This window comes from Solimonas terrae, from assembly GCF_011067135.1.
GTDB classification, from domain to species: domain Bacteria; phylum Pseudomonadota; class Gammaproteobacteria; order Nevskiales; family Nevskiaceae; genus Solimonas; species Solimonas terrae.
In genome coordinates, this window is the sequence record NZ_JAAMOW010000001.1 from 1 (window position 1) to 16,855 (window position 16,855).

At 65.7% G+C, this 16,855-nt stretch carries 15 protein-coding genes and 3 tRNA genes; 8 read left to right on the forward strand and 10 right to left on the reverse strand.

What is annotated here, in order from left to right:
* The first annotated feature begins 223 nt into the window (after window positions 1-223).
* From G7Y85_RS00010 to G7Y85_RS00035, 6 genes are all read left to right on the forward strand, one after another.
* Window positions 224-469: an SH3 domain-containing protein gene (locus tag G7Y85_RS00010; RefSeq protein ID WP_166250571.1), complete on the forward strand. Its 246-nt coding sequence runs from the start codon at window positions 224-226 to the stop codon at window positions 467-469.
* A 107-nt stretch (window positions 470-576) separates the two neighbouring features.
* Window positions 577-2,385 carry an excinuclease ABC subunit UvrC gene (gene uvrC, locus G7Y85_RS00015; protein ID WP_166250573.1) on the forward strand — a complete coding sequence of 603 codons (1,809 nt, stop codon included), beginning with the start codon at window positions 577-579 and terminating at the stop codon, window positions 2,383-2,385.
* A gap of 52 nt (window positions 2,386-2,437) precedes the next feature.
* Window positions 2,438-3,016 carry a CDP-diacylglycerol--glycerol-3-phosphate 3-phosphatidyltransferase gene (pgsA, locus tag G7Y85_RS00020; protein ID WP_166250574.1) on the forward strand — a complete coding sequence of 193 codons (579 nt, stop codon included), beginning with the start codon at window positions 2,438-2,440 and terminating at the stop codon, window positions 3,014-3,016.
* 83 nt (window positions 3,017-3,099) lie between these two features.
* A tRNA-Gly gene (locus G7Y85_RS00025) sits at window positions 3,100-3,175 on the forward strand.
* A gap of 84 nt (window positions 3,176-3,259) precedes the next feature.
* Window positions 3,260-3,333, forward strand: a tRNA-Cys gene (locus tag G7Y85_RS00030).
* A gap of 10 nt (window positions 3,334-3,343) precedes the next feature.
* Window positions 3,344-3,430, forward strand: a tRNA-Leu gene (locus G7Y85_RS00035).
* 36 nt (window positions 3,431-3,466) lie between these two features.
* Here the strand turns inward: G7Y85_RS00035 and G7Y85_RS00040 are convergent.
* The 10 genes from G7Y85_RS00040 to G7Y85_RS00085 form a co-directional block, all read right to left on the reverse strand.
* Window positions 3,467-4,396 (reverse strand): response regulator, encoded by a 930-nt coding sequence (locus tag G7Y85_RS00040; protein ID WP_166250575.1) that lies wholly within the window; start codon window positions 4,394-4,396, stop codon window positions 3,467-3,469.
* Window positions 4,393-7,779 (reverse strand): ATP-binding protein, encoded by a 3,387-nt coding sequence (locus tag G7Y85_RS00045; RefSeq protein ID WP_166251734.1) that lies wholly within the window; start codon window positions 7,777-7,779, stop codon window positions 4,393-4,395. Before G7Y85_RS00045 ends, G7Y85_RS00040 begins: the two co-directional genes overlap by 4 nt.
* A gap of 98 nt (window positions 7,780-7,877) precedes the next feature.
* Window positions 7,878-8,456 carry a HupE/UreJ family protein gene (locus G7Y85_RS00050; RefSeq protein ID WP_166250576.1) on the reverse strand — a complete coding sequence of 193 codons (579 nt, stop codon included), beginning with the start codon at window positions 8,454-8,456 and terminating at the stop codon, window positions 7,878-7,880.
* Window positions 8,456-9,118 (reverse strand): urease accessory protein UreG, encoded by a 663-nt coding sequence (ureG, locus tag G7Y85_RS00055; RefSeq protein ID WP_166250577.1) that lies wholly within the window; start codon window positions 9,116-9,118, stop codon window positions 8,456-8,458. The genes G7Y85_RS00050 and ureG overlap by 1 nt, the downstream gene beginning before the upstream one ends.
* Window positions 9,115-9,795: an urease accessory protein UreF gene (locus G7Y85_RS00060; RefSeq protein WP_166250578.1), complete on the reverse strand. Its 681-nt coding sequence runs from the start codon at window positions 9,793-9,795 to the stop codon at window positions 9,115-9,117. Before G7Y85_RS00060 ends, ureG begins: the two co-directional genes overlap by 4 nt.
* A 1-nt stretch (window position 9,796) precedes the next feature.
* Window positions 9,797-10,291 (reverse strand): urease accessory protein UreE, encoded by a 495-nt coding sequence (locus G7Y85_RS00065; protein WP_166250579.1) that lies wholly within the window; start codon window positions 10,289-10,291, stop codon window positions 9,797-9,799.
* Window positions 10,292-10,934: 643 nt separating this feature from the next.
* Window positions 10,935-12,647, reverse strand: a complete 1,713-nt coding sequence (ureC, locus tag G7Y85_RS00070) for an urease subunit alpha (RefSeq protein WP_166250580.1) — start codon at window positions 12,645-12,647, stop codon at window positions 10,935-10,937.
* Complete coding sequence (locus G7Y85_RS00075) at window positions 12,648-12,965, reverse strand: urease subunit beta (RefSeq protein ID WP_166250581.1); 318 nt, start codon at window positions 12,963-12,965, stop codon at window positions 12,648-12,650.
* A 5-nt stretch (window positions 12,966-12,970) separates the two neighbouring features.
* Window positions 12,971-13,273: an urease subunit gamma gene (locus tag G7Y85_RS00080; protein WP_166250582.1), complete on the reverse strand. Its 303-nt coding sequence runs from the start codon at window positions 13,271-13,273 to the stop codon at window positions 12,971-12,973.
* A 14-nt stretch (window positions 13,274-13,287) separates the two neighbouring features.
* Window positions 13,288-14,172 (reverse strand): urease accessory protein UreD, encoded by an 885-nt coding sequence (locus G7Y85_RS00085; RefSeq protein WP_241695904.1) that lies wholly within the window; start codon window positions 14,170-14,172, stop codon window positions 13,288-13,290.
* A gap of 254 nt (window positions 14,173-14,426) precedes the next feature.
* On the opposite strand from G7Y85_RS00085, the gene G7Y85_RS00090 reads away from it, so the two are divergent.
* A complete protein-coding gene (locus G7Y85_RS00090) occupies window positions 14,427-15,512 on the forward strand; it encodes a hypothetical protein (protein WP_166250583.1) in 1,086 nt (361 codons plus the stop codon).
* A gap of 59 nt (window positions 15,513-15,571) precedes the next feature.
* Window positions 15,572-16,840, forward strand: a complete 1,269-nt coding sequence (gene urtA / locus G7Y85_RS00095) for an urea ABC transporter substrate-binding protein (RefSeq protein ID WP_436286630.1) — start codon at window positions 15,572-15,574, stop codon at window positions 16,838-16,840.
* Window positions 16,841-16,855 lie beyond the last annotated feature (15 nt).

Genomic DNA, 16,855 nt, shown 5'->3' on the forward strand with positions numbered 1-16,855 from the left:
ACCAGCACCAGCACCAGCACCAGCACCAGCACCAGCACCAGCACCAGCACCAGCACCAGCACCAGCACCAGCACCAGCACCAGCACCAGCACCAGCACCAGCACCAGCACCAGCACCAGCACCAGCACCGGACACGCCGACAGCGGCGCTCGCGACGCCAGTGGTACAAACAAGGGATCGGATCGTGGCACCGGAGACGACGGCGCCCACGTCGAATCCGGTCATGCCGCAGGCGCCGCGTGCCGCGCCAACCGGCTCGATGCTGGGCTCCACCGAGGCGACGACGCTGATCCACGACGGCGTGGTCCGCGCATCGCCGACCGACCACGCGCAAATCATCGCGAGTCTGCCAGCGGGGACCGCCGTGACCGTGGCGTCCGCTGCCATACACAACAAGTCAGGCGACTGGTACTTCGTCAAGAATGCAAGCGTCACGGGCTGGATCAATGTGCTGGCGCTGCAGCCCTGAGTACTGCGGGCTGGTCTGATGCTTTCCCGTGCAGTTGCGGCGGACGGCCGACTCGTGATCGAGTCGCCCGTCCGCTAGCATGATCGGGTTGCATACCTGATCCGACGATGTCCGAGCGTTTCGACCACCGCAGTTTCCTCCAGCAGCTGACCACGCAGCCCGGCGTCTACCGCATGTACGGTGCGGCGGACGAGCTGTTGTACGTCGGCAAGGCGCGCAATCTGAAGAAGCGCGTCAGCACCTACTTCCTGCGCGCGAGCGGCAATCCGCGCATCGAGTCCATGGTCTCGCAGATCGGTCGCGTCGAGGTCACGGTGACGCGTACCGAGGACGAGGCGCTGCTGTTGGAAGCGAACCTGATCAAGGAGTTCGGGCCGCGGTACAACGTCATGTACCGCGACGACAAGAGCTATCCGTATGTGCGCTTTTCCGCGCATCGCTATCCGCGCATCAGTTACTACCGTGGCGCCAAGACCGGCAGCGATCGCTATTTCGGGCCATTCCCGTCGGCAATCGCGGTTCGAGAGACGCTCAGCACCTTGCAGAAGCTGTTTCAGCTGCGGCCTTGCCGCGACAGTTTCTTCGCGCATCGCGACCGACCTTGCCTGCAGCACCAGATCAAGCGCTGCTCGGCGCCATGCGTGAATCTGATCGGCGAGGACGACTACGCGAAGGAGCTGCACAATGCCGCGCGCCTCCTGGAAGGCAAGGCCGATGAACTCGCCGACGAGCTCGGCGTTGCCATGCAGGCCGCGGCCGACAAGCTCGATTTCGAACTCGCGGCACGCGTCCGCGATCAGATCGCCGCACTCAAGCGCGTGCGCGAAAGCCGGGTCATCAGCGGCGGCGCCGACGATCTCGATCTGATCGTCGTTGCGCTGCATCCGTCGAGCAGCTGCGTGGTCGTGATGAGCGTGCGCGATGGCGTCAATCTCGGCCATCGCAGCCATTTTCCCCGGCATCCGGCGCACGCTTCGGCCGAGGAGTTGCTGGACAGCTTCATCAGCCAGCACTATCTCGAACAGCCGGCACCACCGGAAATCCTCGTCAGCCACGCGGTCGACGAGCGCGAGCTGCTGGAGCAGGCACTGGGCCAGCGCGCCGGACGCAAGGTCGGCATCGCGCTGCCGCAGCGCGGCACCAAGCGGCGTCTGCTCGACATGGCGATGAACAGCGCCACGCAGGCGCTGTCCACGCGTCTGGTCGAAGCGGCGAGCATGGATGAACGCCTGCTCGAACTGCAGCGCGCGCTCGATCTCGATGCCGTGCCGCGCCGGCTCGAATGCTTCGACATTTCGCATACCGGCGGCGAGAAGGCGGTCGCGTCCTGCGTGGTGTTCAACGAGGCCGGGCCGTTGAAGAGCGCATACCGAAAATTCAACATCGAGGGCATCACGCCCGGCGACGACTACGCGGCGATCAGGCAGGCCGTCGCGCGGCGCTTCGCGCGCGTGAAGAGCGGCGAGGTGCAGATGCCGGACGTATTGTTCATCGATGGCGGCCTCGGCCAGCTCAATTCGGCTTTGGAAGCGCTGGAAGAACTGGAGATCAGCGAGCTGCGTGTCGTCGGCATCGCCAAGGGACCGACGCGCAGGCCGGGCCTGGAAGAGTTGATCGTCGCCGAACGCGAACTGCCGCTGAGCCTGCCGCCGGACTCGCCGGCCCTGCATCTGATCCAGCGTATCCGCGACGAGGCCCATCGCTTCGCGATCACCGGTCATCGCGGCCGGCGCGACAAGGCGCGCCTGAGTTCCGGGCTGGAAGCGGTCGAAGGTCTCGGTCCGGCGCGCCGGCGAGCGCTGCTCAAGGCGTTCGGCGGACTTGCGCAGATCAAGCGCGCCAATGTCGACGAACTGGCGCGGGTCGAAGGCCTGTCGCGCACTTTGGCCGAGCGGGTTTACGCTCACTTCCACTGATCGCTACTATCAGCGCCACGATCGCCCCTGGCGACGAAAAGGAAGCCATGGATTGCGCCTGAATCTGCCGCTGATACTGACCATGCTGCGTGTGGCCGTCATTCCGGTCGTGCTCGGCCTGTTCTATGTGCCCTGGGCGCACGCGCGCCAGATCGCCACCGTCCTGTATGCCGCGGCGGCGGTCACCGACTGGCTCGACGGCTATCTCGCGCGACGCTGGGGCCAGACCACGCGCTTCGGCGCGTTTCTCGACCCGGTGGCCGACAAACTGCTGGTCGCGGTCTGTCTGGTGATGCTGTTGCGCGACGCCTACGTGCAGAACACACCTGCCGATCTGCTCGGCGTCTTGGTCGCGATCATCATCGGCCGCGAGATCACGATCTCCGCGCTGCGCGAATGGATGGCCGAACTCGGACAGCGCACCAGCGTTGCCGTCAGCTGGGTCGGCAAATGGAAGACCGGTTTCCAGATGACCGCGATCGGCATGATGATCTGGAAGATTCCCACCTTCGGCCTGCCGTGGTATTCGATGGGTTACTGGCTGCTGTTCGTCGCCGCCGCGCTGACCATCTGGAGCATGGTCAACTATCTGCGCGCGGCGTGGCCGATGATGCGCGAGTCGGGCGAGTGATCGCCGCTGTGCGCATGTCTAAAAAATGACCTAATGAAATGCTTGACTTAGCGCTGCCGACCACTAGAATACGCGTCCTCGATGCGGGAATAGCTCAGTTGGTAGAGCGCAACCTTGCCAAGGTTGAGGTCGCGAGTTCGAGCCTCGTTTCCCGCTCCAAATCGAACAAGCCCCGGCGGTGCAGACCACGGGGTTTTTTAGTCTGAGCCGCTGTTACAATCCCGCGGCTGTCCGACTTCCGAAGGCTAGGTGGCAGAGTGGTCATGCAGCGGACTGCAAATCCGCGTACGCCGGTTCAATTCCGACCCTAGCCTCCATTTCCATTCGGCCCGAGTGGCGAAATTGGTAGACGCAAGGGACTTAAAATCCCTCGACCTCACGGTCATGCCGGTTCAAGCCCGGCCTCGGGTACCAGAACGTTCTGCCGGTCCTGTTCGATCGTGAGCGGCGCTAGCCGCTGAGCACGCGCACGGCCTTGGCCGCCGCCGCCGCGCGGTTCTCGACACCGAGCTTCTCGAAGACCTGTTCGAGATGCTTGTTCACGGTGCGATGGCTGATGCCGAGGATTTCGCTCATGTCGCGATTGGACTTTCCGCGGCTGACCCACAGCAGGACCTCGGCTTCGCGCGCGGTCAGCGACATCGTCTGCTGCAGTGCCTCGGCCTGCTGGCGCAGTGCGCCTTCGCTGTCGGTGCTGGTCTCGGTGAGGCGAAACAGGAATTCGTCGGCACCGGTGGCGCTGACGAAGGCGAATTCGAGACGGCGCTGATCGGCGTCGATCACGGTCGCGCCACCTTCGCGGCAGTGGCGTGCGAGCTGCGCCGCCAGTGCCTCCGGAATCTGCGGCGTCGTGCCTTCCCCCGCGGAAAATGCATTGCGCAGCAGCTGTTCGGCGCGCGGCGTGCACCACAGCAGATTGCCGGCGTGGTCGGTCGACAGCAGGAAGCGGCCGGTGGCGTCGAGCGCCACGCGTGAAGCCTGGGCGGTACGCGCATTGGCGAGGTGCACGCGAATGCGCGCCAGCAGCTCCTCGACGACGATGGGCTTGGTCACGTAGTCGACGCCGCCGGCTTCGAGGCCGCGCAGCACGTGTTCGGTTTCCGACAGGCCGGTCATGAAGATCACCGGCACGTGCGCAAGCTTCTTTTCGTTTTTCAGGCGTCGGCAGGTTTCGAAGCCGTCGATGCCCGGCATCAGCGCGTCCATCAGGATCAGGTCCGGCGTGATCTCGTCGACCAGCGCCAGCGCGCTCTCGCCGTCGGTCGCGACCAGCACCGTGACGCCGGCACTGTCCAGCGTATCCGTGAGAAAACTGAGACTGTCCGGGGTGTCGTCCACCACCAGCAGGGTGTCGCGGCGGCGATTCGGAGCGGAATTCACGAGCCGGCCTCCGGCGGGACGTCGTCGAGCAGATTCATGTAGGCCTTGAGATCGAAGTTCGCGACCAGACGCTGCAGCCGCGAAATGAAGGCGGAGTGCGCGGGATCGGTTTGCGCCAGTTCCCGCAGCCGCGCTTCGATCGCTCGTACGTGCCCGATGCGGCCGAGCTGGCGCAGCTCGTCACGGTAGCGCGCAAAGCCCTGCGGCATGGCGGCCACCGGCGACGGTACGTCGTCGGCCGCCCCCGGTTCTTCGGCGTACAGCCATTCGACACGCAGCAGTTCACCGAGGCGTTCGATCAGGAAGTCGAAGTCCCAGGGCTTCATCAGGAAGGCGTCGTGCGGTGCATCGCCGTCGCCGCCGCTGCGATAGTCGTGCGCATTGGCCGACACCATCATGATTCTTGCCGGCGTGTCTGCGGCGCGCAGCCGGCGCGCGACTTCCCAGCCGTCGATGCCCGGCATCGCGATATCGAGCGTGATCAGATCCGGTTGGCATTGCGCAGCGAGTTGCAGTGCACCTTCGCCTTCGCGCGCGGTGTAGACCTCGAAGCCGAGCCGGCGCAGCGGATGCAGCAGCAGATCCAGATGCGTGGGATCGTCGTCGACCAGCAGCAGGCGGCGACGGCGGCCGGCATAGCCGGTCACGCGACGGCGCCGGGCGGCATCGTCGAGCGTCTGCTGCGCTTCCGAGAGCAGCAGGCGCACCGTGAACACGCTGCCGCTGCCCGGCGTGCTGCGTACCGTGATCTCGCCACCCATGATCTGTACCAGCACCTTGGTGATCGCCAGGCCCAGACCGGCGCCGGGCGCCGCACGCGCAGCGGGCATGCCGCCGCGCTCGAAAGGTTTGAAGATGTCGTCGAGATCTTCTTCGCGTATGCCCATGCCGGTGTCGGCAATCTCGAACTCGGCGACCTGGCTGCGATAGCGCAGGCTGAAGCTGACCTCGCCGTGGTCGGTGAACTTGATGGCGTTCGACAGCAGATTGATCAGCAGCTGGCGCAGCCGCTTCTGGTCGCTGTGCACGAACAGCGGCAGTCGCGCCGGCCGGTGATAGTGGAAGTCGACGCCCTTGGCGACCGCCTGTGGGCGGAACATGTCGACGATCTGCTCGAGAAAATCCGCAAGACGAATGCGGTCGCGCGACAGGCGCAGCAGACCGCTCTCGATCTTGGAAATGTCGAGCAGGCCGTCGACGAGGTTCGACAGATGCTCGGCGCTGCGGCGAATGATGCGCACCGCGTTCTGCGGTGGCGTGGCGCTGTCGCGCTCGAGCAGCTGTGCGTAACCGAAGATCGAATTGAGCGGCGAGCGGATTTCGTGGCTGATGCCGATCACGTAACGGCTCTTGGCCTCGTTTGCCGACTCGGCGATTTCCTTGGCTTTCTGCAGCGCCGCGTCGGTGCGTTCATGCGCGTCGATTTCGTCCATCAGCATCGCCGTCTGGCGCACGGTTTCCTGCTGGGCGTTGTTGCGGCTTTCGTGCGCCAGCGCCATCAGCCACGCGGCGACGCCGGACAGCATGAACAGGCTGAAGAACACGATCCACAGCGTCGTGCCGATGACCGTGCGCGACGCCGGCGCCAGCGCGCTGTACTGCAGATAAATCAATGACAGCAGCGCGCCGATGACGATCGTGAACACCAGCAGGATGCCGATGAAATGGCCGATGCTGGTATTGACGTAGCTGGCAAGCCTGCGCGGCGCGATGCGCGCCAGCAGCGCGGTGATCTGCTGACCGAAGCGGCTGTCGTCCTTGCAGACGTCGTGACAGCGCGCTTCCAGCGTGCAGCACAGCGAGCAGATCGGACCATCGTAGGCCGGGCACATCGCCATGTCGGCGCGCTCGAACACGTTCTCGCAGATCACGCAGCGGATTTCCGCTTCGTTCGCCGGCAACCCGGTCGCCTCACGCGCCAGATACCAGCGGCCGCGCGTCGCCCAGGCCAGCAGCGGCGCGGCGGCGAACGCGGTGACCAGACCGATGAACGGCGACAGCGCTTGCGGCAGCGCGCCGAACAGACCGATGAACGCGGCGGTCGAGGTGGCGATCGACAAGGCCATCGCGCCGACGCCGACCGGATTGATGTCGTACAGATGCGCGCGTTTGAATTCGATGTACGACGGCGACAGGCCGAGTGGTTTGTTGATGACCAGATCCGCCGTCAGCGCGCCGATCCAGCTCACGGCGAAATTGGCATACAGCACCAGCACCGCCTCGATCACCTGGAAGATGCCGAGTTCCATCAGCAGCAGCGCGAGCAGCACGTTGAACACCAGCCAGACCACGCGGCCGGGGTGCGCGTGTGTCAGGCGCGAAAAGAAATTCGACCAGGCGATCGAACCGGCGTAGGCATTGGTGACGTTGATCTTCAGCTGGCAGGTGACGATGAAGATGCCGGTGATCGCCAGCGCGAAGCCCGGTGAGCCGAACATCTCGCGAAACGCGACGAAGAACATCTGCATCGGCTGCGTCGCGTCGGTAGCCGGTACGCCGTGACGCAGCGCGAAGTAGGCCAAGAACGAACCGGCCACCAGCTTGAGTCCACCCATGAACACCCAGCCCGGACCGCTGCTGATCAGCGCGCCCCACCAGGCGAAACGGCTGCTGCGGCGACGGTCGGGCAGAAAGCGCAGATAGTCCGCCTGTTCGCCGATCTGTGGCAGCAGCGACAATAGCGTCGAGGCGGCGAGCGCGAACAGCAGCACATCCATCGAGCCGTCGGCGTGGCCGTGCGCACCGGCGAAGTGTCGCCAGTCATGCAGCTCGGTGTGACCGCCGAACAGCGTCTGCCAGATGATGTAGGCGATCGGTGCGAGCTGCAGCAGCAGCCAGATCGGCTGCGTCGCGATCTGCATGCGGTTGATCAGCGTGATGCCGTAGATCGCGATCGGGATCACCACCAGCGCGCTGATCAGGTGCGCGATCCACAGCGGGATGCCGAGCACCATCTGCAGCGCCGCCGACATGATGCTGGCTTCGATCGAGAACAGCAGGAAGGTGAACGAGGCGTAGATCAGCGAGGTGATCGTCGAACCCATGTAGCCGAAGCCGGCGCCGCGCGTCAGCAGATCGATGTCGAGCCCGTACTTGGCCGCGTAGTGCGCGATCGGCAAGCCAATGAAGAACATCAGCACGCAGACGGCGATGATCGCCGGCACCGCGTTGGCGAAACCGTACTGCAAGGTCAGGCCGCCGCCGATCGCCTCGCACGCCAGAAACGAGATCGCGCCGAGCGCGGTGTTGGCGATGCGGAAGCTCGACCAGCGCCGTGCCTTGTCGGCGGTATAGCGCAGCGCGTAGTCCTCCAGCGTCTGCGTCGCTGCCCATTTGTTGTACTGGCGGCGTTCGCGAACGATGCGCTGGTGGCGGCCGCGCACCGCCGCCGCGCGCGGGCCGGCGCTTGGTGGCAGCGCATCGAGCCTGAGCGGCGCGTCAGCCGACATCGCCGCTCATCCCCGCACCACGGTTCCGGGCATCACGCGAATGCAAAGGCGAGCCCGGCCGCCGCGGTCAGTGCGCCAGCGACGCGGGCGAGCGTCCCGGCACCGCGCTGTGATACACGGCCCAATGCAATGCCGGCGACATGCAGCGAAGCCGTGGTGGTCACGAAGCCGATTGCGTACAGCCCCGGATTGGCCAGACTCGGCAATTCCTGACCATGCGCCGCGCCATGGAACAGCGCGAACAACGCGACCAACCCCATCGCCGCCGGCATCGGCAGGCGACGGCGCAGCGCGACCAGCAGACCCAGTACCAGCAGCGACGCGGCGATGCCGGCTTCGACATGCGGCGGCACGTAGCCCTGTGTCGCGGCGAGGCCACCGATCGCCATCAGCGCGACGAAGCTGCAAGGCACCAGCCAAGTCGCACGCCCGCCGAGCTGGGCGGCCCAGACGCCGACCACGGTCATCGCCAGCAGATGGTCGAGACCCAGCAGAGGATGCAGGAAGCCGGCGACGAAACCGGCGCTCGCGCCGTCGTGGCCGGGATGCGCGAGCGCGGGCAGGGCGGTCGTCAACAGGATCAGGGCGGCGAGGGAAGTCAGGCGACGCATCAGATGCTCTCCGGCAGCGGGCGGCTTTCGAGACCGCCGGTTTCGACGATGAAGCCTGCGATCTTGTGCAGGCCGAAATTTTCCTTGAGATTGCTGAACAGGAAGGGCCGTTCGCCGCGCATTTTCTTCGCGTCGCGATCCATCACCTCCAGCGAGGCGCCGACCAGCGGTGCCAGATCGATCTTGTTGATCACCAGCAGATCGGAGCGGGTGATGCCGGGGCCGCCCTTGCGCGGAATCTTGTCGCCGGCCGACACGTCGATCACGTAGATCGTGATGTCGGCCAGCTCGGGCGAGAAGGTCGCGGCGAGATTGTCGCCGCCGCTTTCGATGAAGATCACTTCCAGCGTCGGGAAGCGCGCGACCATGTCGTCGATCGCGGCGAGATTGATGCTGGCATCCTCGCGGATCGCCGTGTGCGGGCAGCCACCGGTCTCGACGCCCATGATGCGGTCCGGCACCAGCGCGCCGGTGCGCGTCAGGATCTCGGCATCTTCCTTGGTGTAGATGTCGTTGGTGATCGCGGCGATGTCGTACTGATCGCGCAGCAGCTTGCACAGGCGCTCGGTCAGCGAGGTCTTGCCGGAGCCGACCGGGCCGCCGATGCCGACGCGCAGCGGCCCATGGCCGCGACGCGGTTTGTTCTGAAGTGGAAGGTTCATGAGCGGAACAACCTCGTGTACTGGGTTTCGTGTTGCATCGAAAAAAGATCGAGACGCGGTGCCGCGCTGCCGAGCTCGTCGAGCTCGCAGTTCGGTGCGCGCGCGGCGACGTCGGCGACCACCGCGGCCAGCTGCGCCGTGGCGATCTGGCCGTCGGTCTGGCCCAGCGGCACCAGGCGCACGCCGGCCGACACCAGATTGGCGGCGAACGCGTGCAGGTAAGCGTGCAACGCCGGGGCGAGGGCGATGCCATGCGCGGCGCAGGCCAGCGCCATCACCGCCGCATGCGACAGGGGCTGCCCGCGCCGGCGTTCGGCGAACGCATCGAGCCTTGCGTGCGGCCAGGCACGGCGTGTCACTTGCAGAAAAGCCTGCCCCTGCTGGCGGCTTTCCAGTGCGGTCTCGGCGGTGCCGCGCATCGCTGCGGCAAGTTCGGCGATTTCATCGAACGCGTCATCGTCATCGGCGCTGCGCCATGCATGTGCGAACAGCACCGCGTCGATCCAGCCGCCACCGTGCCGCAGCACGGTGTCGATGTACTCGACCAGATCGTCGACATCGCGCACGTCGCCGCATTCGACAGCCCACTCCAGACCATGGCTGTAGCTGAACGCGCCGGTCGGATAACCCGGCGAGGTCCAGGCCAGCAGCTGGTAGAGCGTGGTGCCGTCACTCATGTCAGTGGCCGTGATGTGCGACGAAGACGAATGACGGATCGCCCGAACCGCCATGCGCGTGCGCGCCGGCATAGGCCCCGGATTCCGGCGTGAAGGCGGCCGACACCGCACGCGTGGTCGCGCCCAGACCGTGCAGCATCGCGACGATGACGTGGTCCTCGCGTATCAGGATGCGATCGTCGGAGAGTTGCGCCGGCAAATGGCGATTGCCGATGTGCCAGGCCAGCCGCACGAGCGCTGCGGGACTGGTCGCCGTCACTTCGATCAATGCTTCCGGCGCGGCGACGACCAGCACGATGCGTCCGTCGTCGAGCCGCAGACCGTCGCCATCATGAATTACCGCGGCGCGCGGCAGGTCAAGCAGGAACTCGGTGCCGGCGTCGGCGGTGTAGCGGAAGCGGCGACGATGGCGTGCGTCGTAGTCGAGGGCGATGCGATCGGCGGCGCTGGCGAGGGGCCAGGTGCCGGCGGGGAGGATGGCGTGGGCGTGGTTCATCGTGCGACCAGCCCGGTGGCGGCGTCGACATGGCCGCGAAAGCGGCGATCCGCTTTGGTATGAGATGCGGATCGCAGCTTGATATCTGGCCTTTGGTTTCGCCCTGTCGGGCGAGTTCCTTTTCTTTGCTTGTCCAAAGAAAAGGAACCAAAAGAAACGACACCCTGGCTTTCGCGTCGGTGCTGCGCACCGATACCCTGCGATGCTTGCCACGCCGGCCGCCGCTGAAACTCGCGCCGCTGCGCAGCGCTCAAACAGTCAGCGACGGACAGCCCCGGCGCGTCTGTGCTTCTCGGCGCTTCGCAAAGGGGCCCGGACGTCAAAAGCGGGAACGGCCGCCCGCTGTTGCGTCTGCTTTTGACTTTCGGGGTCCCCTCAGGGCCGCACCGAGCAGCGCAGCGCGCGCAGGGGGCGGCGTGCCAGGACGGCACGCCGAGTCGCCGTCGCGGCAGGGACGCCGCGTCGGTGACGACCCCGAGCACGGGAGCAGCGCAGGCTCCGCTCGCACAGCGAGCGGTGCGGCTCTCAGGGGTATGCTTTCTCTTGCCTACTTCTCTTTGCACAAGCAAAGAGAAGTAGGTCGCGCCGCAGCGCGAAACAGAAGGGCCAATCAAGTGACAGCCGTTCGTCATCAGCCAGGTACTCAAAACAGAAAATACCGCTGTGCCATCGGCAACACATCCGCCGGCTCGCAAATCAACAACTCGCCATCCGCCCGCACGTCATACGTCTCCGGATCGACCTCGATATGCGGCATCGTGTCGTTCAGCACCATGCTGCGCTTGCCGATGCCGCTGCGTGTGTTGCGCACGGCGGCGAGCGGGCGGCTGAGGCCGACGCGACTCGCGCCGCCGACGTCGATGAACGCCTGGCTGACGAACAGCAGCGACGAGTCGATGCCGGCGCGGCCGAGCTGACCGAACATCGGCCGGTAGTGCACCGGCTGCGGCGTCGGGATGCTGGCGTTCGGATCGCCCATCGGCGCGACCGCGATGCTGCCGGATTTCAGCACCATGTCCGGCTTGACGCCGAAGAACGCCGGCGACCACAGCACCAGATCGGCGAGCTTGCCGACTTCGACCGAGCCGACGTGTTCGCTGATGCCGTGCGCGATCGCCGGATTGATCGTGTACTTGGCGATGTAGCGGCGCGCACGGAAATTGTCGGCGCCGTTGCCGTCGCTGCCGAGACTGCCGCGCTGGACTTTCATCTTGTGCGCGGTCTGCCAGCAGCGGATCACGGTTTCGCCGACGCGGCCCATCGCCTGGCTGTCGCTGCTCATCATCGAGAACGCGCCGAGATCGTGGAGGATGTCCTCGGCGGCGATCGTCTCCTTGCGGATGCGGCTCTCGGCAAAGGCCACGTCCTCGGCGATCTTCGGATCGAGGTGATGGCAGACCATCAGCATGTCGAGATGTTCGTCGAGCGTGTTGACGGTATACGGCCGTGTCGGGTTGGTGCTCGACGGCAGCACGTTGGGCAGACCGGCGACGCGGATGATGTCGGGCGCATGGCCGCCGCCGGCTCCTTCGGTGTGGAAGGCGTGAATGGTGCGGCCCTTGAATGCCGCGATCGTCGATTCGACGAAACCGGATTCATTGAGCGTGTCGGTGTGCAGTGTTGCCTGCACGTCGAGTGCATCGCAGACGCTCATGCAGCAGTCGATCGCGGCCGGTGTCGTGCCCCAGTCCTCGTGCAGCTTCAGACCGCAGGCACCGGCCAGCACCATTTCCTCCAGCGCCGCCGGCCGGCTGGCGTTGCCCTTGCCGAAGAAGCCGAGATTCATCGGCAGGCTTTCCGCGGCTTGCAGCATGCGCGCCAGGTGAAAGGCGCCGGGCGTGCAGGTCGTTGCCAGCGTGCCGTGGGCCGGCCCCGTGCCGCCGCCGAGCATGGTTGTGATGCCGGCGCACAGCGCCTCGTCGATCTGCTGCGGGCAGATGAAGTGGATGTGGGCATCGATGCCGCCGGCGGTGACGATCTTGCCTTCCGCCGCAATCACTTCGGTGCCGGGGCCGACGACGATGTCGACGCCGGGCTGCACATCCGGATTGCCGGCCTTGCCGATCTTGACGATACGGCCGTCGCGCAGGCCGATGTCGGCCTTGATGATGCCCCAGTGATCGAGGATCACCGCGTTGGTGATCACGGTGTCGACGGCGCCTTCGGCGCGGCTGACCTGCGACTGGCCCATGCCGTCGCGGATCACCTTGCCGCCGCCGAATTTCACTTCCTCGCCGTAGATCGTGCGGTCTTCGTCGATGCGGATGAACAGCTCGGTATCGGCGAGGCGGATGCGGTCGCCGGTGGTGGGGCCATACATGCCGGCATAGGCGCGGCGACTGATCGTGGTCGGCATTTATTCCTCCTCGTCCAGTGCACCCATGGTCGCGCCGCGGAAGCCGACCACGATGCGGTTGCCGGCGTAGGGCACCAGCTGCACCTCGCGGGTCTGGCCGGGCTCGAAGCGCATGGCGGTGCCGGCGGCGATGTCGAGGCGCATGCCGCGCGCGGCGTCGCGATCGAAGATCAGCGCCGGATTGGTTTCCGAGAAGTGATAGTGGCTGCCGACCTGGATCGGACGGTCGCCGCTGTTGGCGACGCGCAGGCGCAGCGCGCGACGCCCCGCGTTGAGAGTGATATCGCCGTCTTGCGTGAGGATTTCGCCGGGGATCATCGGCCTTACCTGATGGGTTGGTGGACAGTGACGAGCTTGGTGCCGTCGGGGAAGGTCGCTTCGACCTGGATTTCGTGAATCATCTCGGCGACGCCGTCCATGACCTGTGCGCGGCCGATCACCTGTGCGCCGGCCTGCATCAGCTCGGCGACCGTGCGGCCGTCGCGCGCACCTTCGACGACGGCATCGGTGATCAGCGCAATGGCCTCCGGATGATTGAGTTTGACGCCGCGCTCGAGGCGACGGCGCGCGACGATCGCGGCCATCGCGACCAGCAGCTTGTCTTTTTCACGGGGCGTCAGATTCACGGCGGAGTCCTCGTTCAACAATGCCAGACCCGCGGCAGGCGCGCCGGCAGGTCGCCGACGGCTGCGCGCAGTGTGGCGGTAATGGCGACCGTCGCCGCGCGCAGGCTCAGCGCGTCGGCGGCCAGCAGGCGCACGATCAGGATGCCGTCGATGACCGTCGCGGCCGCCTCGACCTGGTGTTCGGCGAGCAAGCGGCGCGCCATCGTCAGCTGCGACGCGGCGCGCGGGCCGACGCAGACCAGGGTCGCGCCGGCGGCGGCGCCGCCGAAACCGAAGCGGGCGGACAACAGCGGGCGCAGCTCGCCGCGCAGGTGCTGGGCGTCCGCCCAGGCCAGACGGCCGTCGCGGCGAATGCGCCAGACATCGCGCAACAGGCCGTGTTCGCAGTGCTCGTTCATCGCGCGCCGGCCGAACACGACGCTTTCCGTCGCCAGCAGGTGCGCGTCGGCGGCGATGTCGATGGTCAGCCGGCGCCGCAGCCGGGCGCGATCGAACAGGATGGTTTCCTGCGCCAGCCATTCGGCCCAGGCCAGTGTGCCGACCCGCAGCCGCACGTCGATGACGGTATCGGCTTCGTCCGCCAGCGCGCGATAGATCTTCTCGGCCGCCTGCGTGGTCAAGGTCAGCTGCGCACCGGCGCCGACCTCGGCTTCGATGCGCAGGCGATCGCCACCGGTCAGGCCGCCGCTGGTGGTCAGCAGCACGGCCTGCGTCGGTTCCGGCGCATCGGTGTCCGGAAACAGCGCACGGCAAGGTGCGCGTTGATAGAGGTTGGACAGGCGCGTGCTGCCCTGCGCATCGCGGCGATACGCCAGGCGCAGCGCGCCATCGACACGCTGGCGGCGCGTGCCGTGCATCTCCTCGCGGGCCAGGTGCAGCGGCGGCGGGCTCGCAGTCATGTCGAAATCGTCGTTGATGCGGACATCGTCGCGATCTTCGGCGGCGGCCGCAATCGCGCACATACGTCAAATACCCCATGGCGCAGTCGGCAACCGGCAGGACCGGAAGCGGGCGGCCGCGGGCCTACGTCAAATACCCCATACCTCGCATCGCCGCCGCCGCCTAACTTCGATTCGCCGACACGCACGACCACTCCGGTCACAGGCATCGGCATTCGAGACGGGACTACGCAATGGGCAAACGGGAGACGGACATGAATACGGGACCTGCGGCGCGCAATCGGCGTCGCATGATGGCGCTGGCCTGCACGCCGGCACTGATGGCAGCAACGATCGCTGCGCCGGCGTTTGCGGGTGATGTGACCTTGCCGCCGATATCGGTCGGTGCCGGTCTGCGCACCAGCTTCACGCACACCGACATCGACGGCAGCTCGCCGAAGGCCAACGACTTTTCGCTGGACAGCGCGCGCATCTACATCAGCGGCGCGGCACTGCCGTTCCTCAAGTTCAGCTTCGACACCGACTACGACGGCGGCGACAGCAAGCTGACCGTGATCGACGCGATCGCACGCTTCGAGTTCTCGCCGACGATGAACATCTGGGCCGGCCGCTTCCTGCCACCGAGCGACCGCGCCAACCTCAACGGTCCGTACTATTCGAATGAATGGGGCTTCGCGACCGAAGGCATCGAAGACGGCTTTCCGTTCTATGCCGCCGGCCGCGACAACGGCGTCGCGTACTGGGGCGACTTCGGCAAGCTGAAGGTTTCGGTCGGCGGCTTCGACGTGCCGGCCACCGACGCCTCGTCGGCCGACAGCAACCACATCGTCACCGCCGGGCGCATCCAGTACGACTTCTGGGATGCCGAACCGGGCTACTACCTCAACGGCACCTACTACGGCGACAAGGACATCCTGGCGCTCGGCGTTGCCGCACAGCACGCCAACGGCGACACCGCGCTCACTGCCGACGGCCTGATGGAAAAGAAGATCGGCGGTGGTGGCGTGGTCAGCCTCGAAGGCGAATATGCCCATTACGACGCGCCGTTCTCCGGCTATGGCTATGCCGGCCAGAAGTCCAGCGACGGCGGCTTCGGTCTCGCGGCCTACCTGTTCCCGCAGAAGATCGGCATCGGCCAGATCCAGCTGCTCGGCAAATATGCCTCGAACAGCTACGACGTGCCGGGTCCGGACGTGAAGCGCAGCACCACCGAAGGCGACATCAACTACGTCATCAAGAGCTTCAACGCGCGCCTGAGCCTGTTCTTCATGGACGTCAACTACACGCACGCGCCGGGCGACTACACCCAGGTCGGGCTCGGTCTGCAAGTGCAGATCTGAGCCACCCCACACACCGAATACGGGAGTAATTCATGCAACGCAGAAACCTGATCCGCACGATGGCTGCCGCCATCGCCGCGCCGATGCTGCTGGCTTCGAGCCTGCAGGCTTTCGCCGCCGACGACACCATCAAGGTCGGCGTGCTGCACTCGCTGTCCGGCACCATGGCGATCTCCGAGACCACGCTGAAGGACACCGTCCTGATGATGATCGACGAGCAGAACAAGAAGGGCGGCGTGCTCGGCAAGAAACTGGAGCCGGTGGTCGTCGATCCGGCCTCGAACTGGCCGCTGTTCGCCGAAAAGGCCACCGAGCTGCTCGAGAAGGACAAGGTCGCCGTCGTCTTCGGCTGCTGGACCTCGGTGTCGCGCAAGAGCGTGCTGCCGGTGTTCGAGAAGGACAACGGCCTGCTGTTCTATCCGGTGCAGTATGAAGGCGAGGAGTCTTCGAAGAACGTCTTCTACACCGGCGCCGCGCCGAACCAGCAGGCCATTCCGGCCGTCGATTACCTGATGAAGGATGTCGGCGTGAAGCGCTGGGTCCTGGAAGGCACGGACTACGTCTATCCGCGCACGACCAACAAGATTCTCGAAGCCTATCTGAAGGCCAAGGGCGTCGCCGCGGACGACATCATGATCAACTACACGCCGTTCGGTTTCTCCGACTGGCAGAGCGAGGTCGCCAAGATCAAGACCTTCGGCTCGGCCGGCAAGAAGACCGCGGTGGTTTCGACGATCAATGGCGACGCCAACGTGCCGTTCTACAAGGAACTCGGCAACCAGAAGATCTCGGCCGAAGACATTCCGGTCGTGGCGTTCTCCGTGGGCGAAGAAGAGCTCGCTGGTCTGGACACCAAGCCGCTGGTCGGCCATCTCGCGGCCTGGAACTACTTCGAGAGCGTGAAGTCGCCGGCCAACGACGCCTTCATCAAGCAGTGGCACGAGTTCACCAAGAACCCGAAGCGCACGACCAATGACCCGATGGAAGCCACCTACATCGGCTTCAACCTCTGGGTGAAGGCGGTCGAGAAGGCCGGCACCACCGATACCACCAAGGTCATCGCGACCCTGCCGGGTCTGGAAACGCCGAATCTGACCGGCGGCGTCGCCAAGGTCCTGCCGAACCACCACATCACCAAGCCGGTGTACATCGGCGAGATTCGCGATGACGGCCAGTTCGACGTGGTCTGGCAGACCAAGAAGGAAGTGCCGGGCGACGCCTGGTCCGACTTCCTGCCGGGCAGCAAGGATCTGGAATCGGACTGGGTGACGCTCAAGTGCGGCAACTACAACACGAAGACCAAGAAGTGCTCGGGTCAGAACTTCTGAAATCGGGAATGACCG

Bases quoted from the DNA above. Each gene is read 5' to 3' on its own strand.
- G7Y85_RS00010 (WP_166250571.1), top strand. From the start codon at position 224: ATGCCGCAGGCGCCGCGTGCCGCGCCAACCGGCTCGATGCTGGGCTCC.
- uvrC (WP_166250573.1), top strand. From the start codon at position 577: ATGTCCGAGCGTTTCGACCACCGCAGTTTCCTCCAGCAGCTGACCACG.
- G7Y85_RS00050 (WP_166250576.1), bottom strand. From the start codon at position 8,456: ATGCGTCGCCTGACTTCCCTCGCCGCCCTGATCCTGTTGACGACCGCC.
- ureG (WP_166250577.1), bottom strand. From the start codon at position 9,118: ATGAACCTTCCACTTCAGAACAAACCGCGTCGCGGCCATGGGCCGCTG.
- G7Y85_RS00060 (WP_166250578.1), bottom strand. From the start codon at position 9,795: ATGAGTGACGGCACCACGCTCTACCAGCTGCTGGCCTGGACCTCGCCG.
- G7Y85_RS00065 (WP_166250579.1), bottom strand. From the start codon at position 10,291: ATGAACCACGCCCACGCCATCCTCCCCGCCGGCACCTGGCCCCTCGCC.
- ureC (WP_166250580.1), bottom strand. From the start codon at position 12,647: ATGCCGACCACGATCAGTCGCCGCGCCTATGCCGGCATGTATGGCCCC.
- G7Y85_RS00075 (WP_166250581.1), bottom strand. From the start codon at position 12,965: ATGATCCCCGGCGAAATCCTCACGCAAGACGGCGATATCACTCTCAAC.
- G7Y85_RS00085 (WP_241695904.1), bottom strand. From the start codon at position 14,172: ATGACTGCGAGCCCGCCGCCGCTGCACCTGGCCCGCGAGGAGATGCAC.
- G7Y85_RS00090 (WP_166250583.1), top strand. From the start codon at position 14,427: ATGAATACGGGACCTGCGGCGCGCAATCGGCGTCGCATGATGGCGCTG.
- urtA (WP_436286630.1), top strand. From the start codon at position 15,572: ATGGCTGCCGCCATCGCCGCGCCGATGCTGCTGGCTTCGAGCCTGCAG.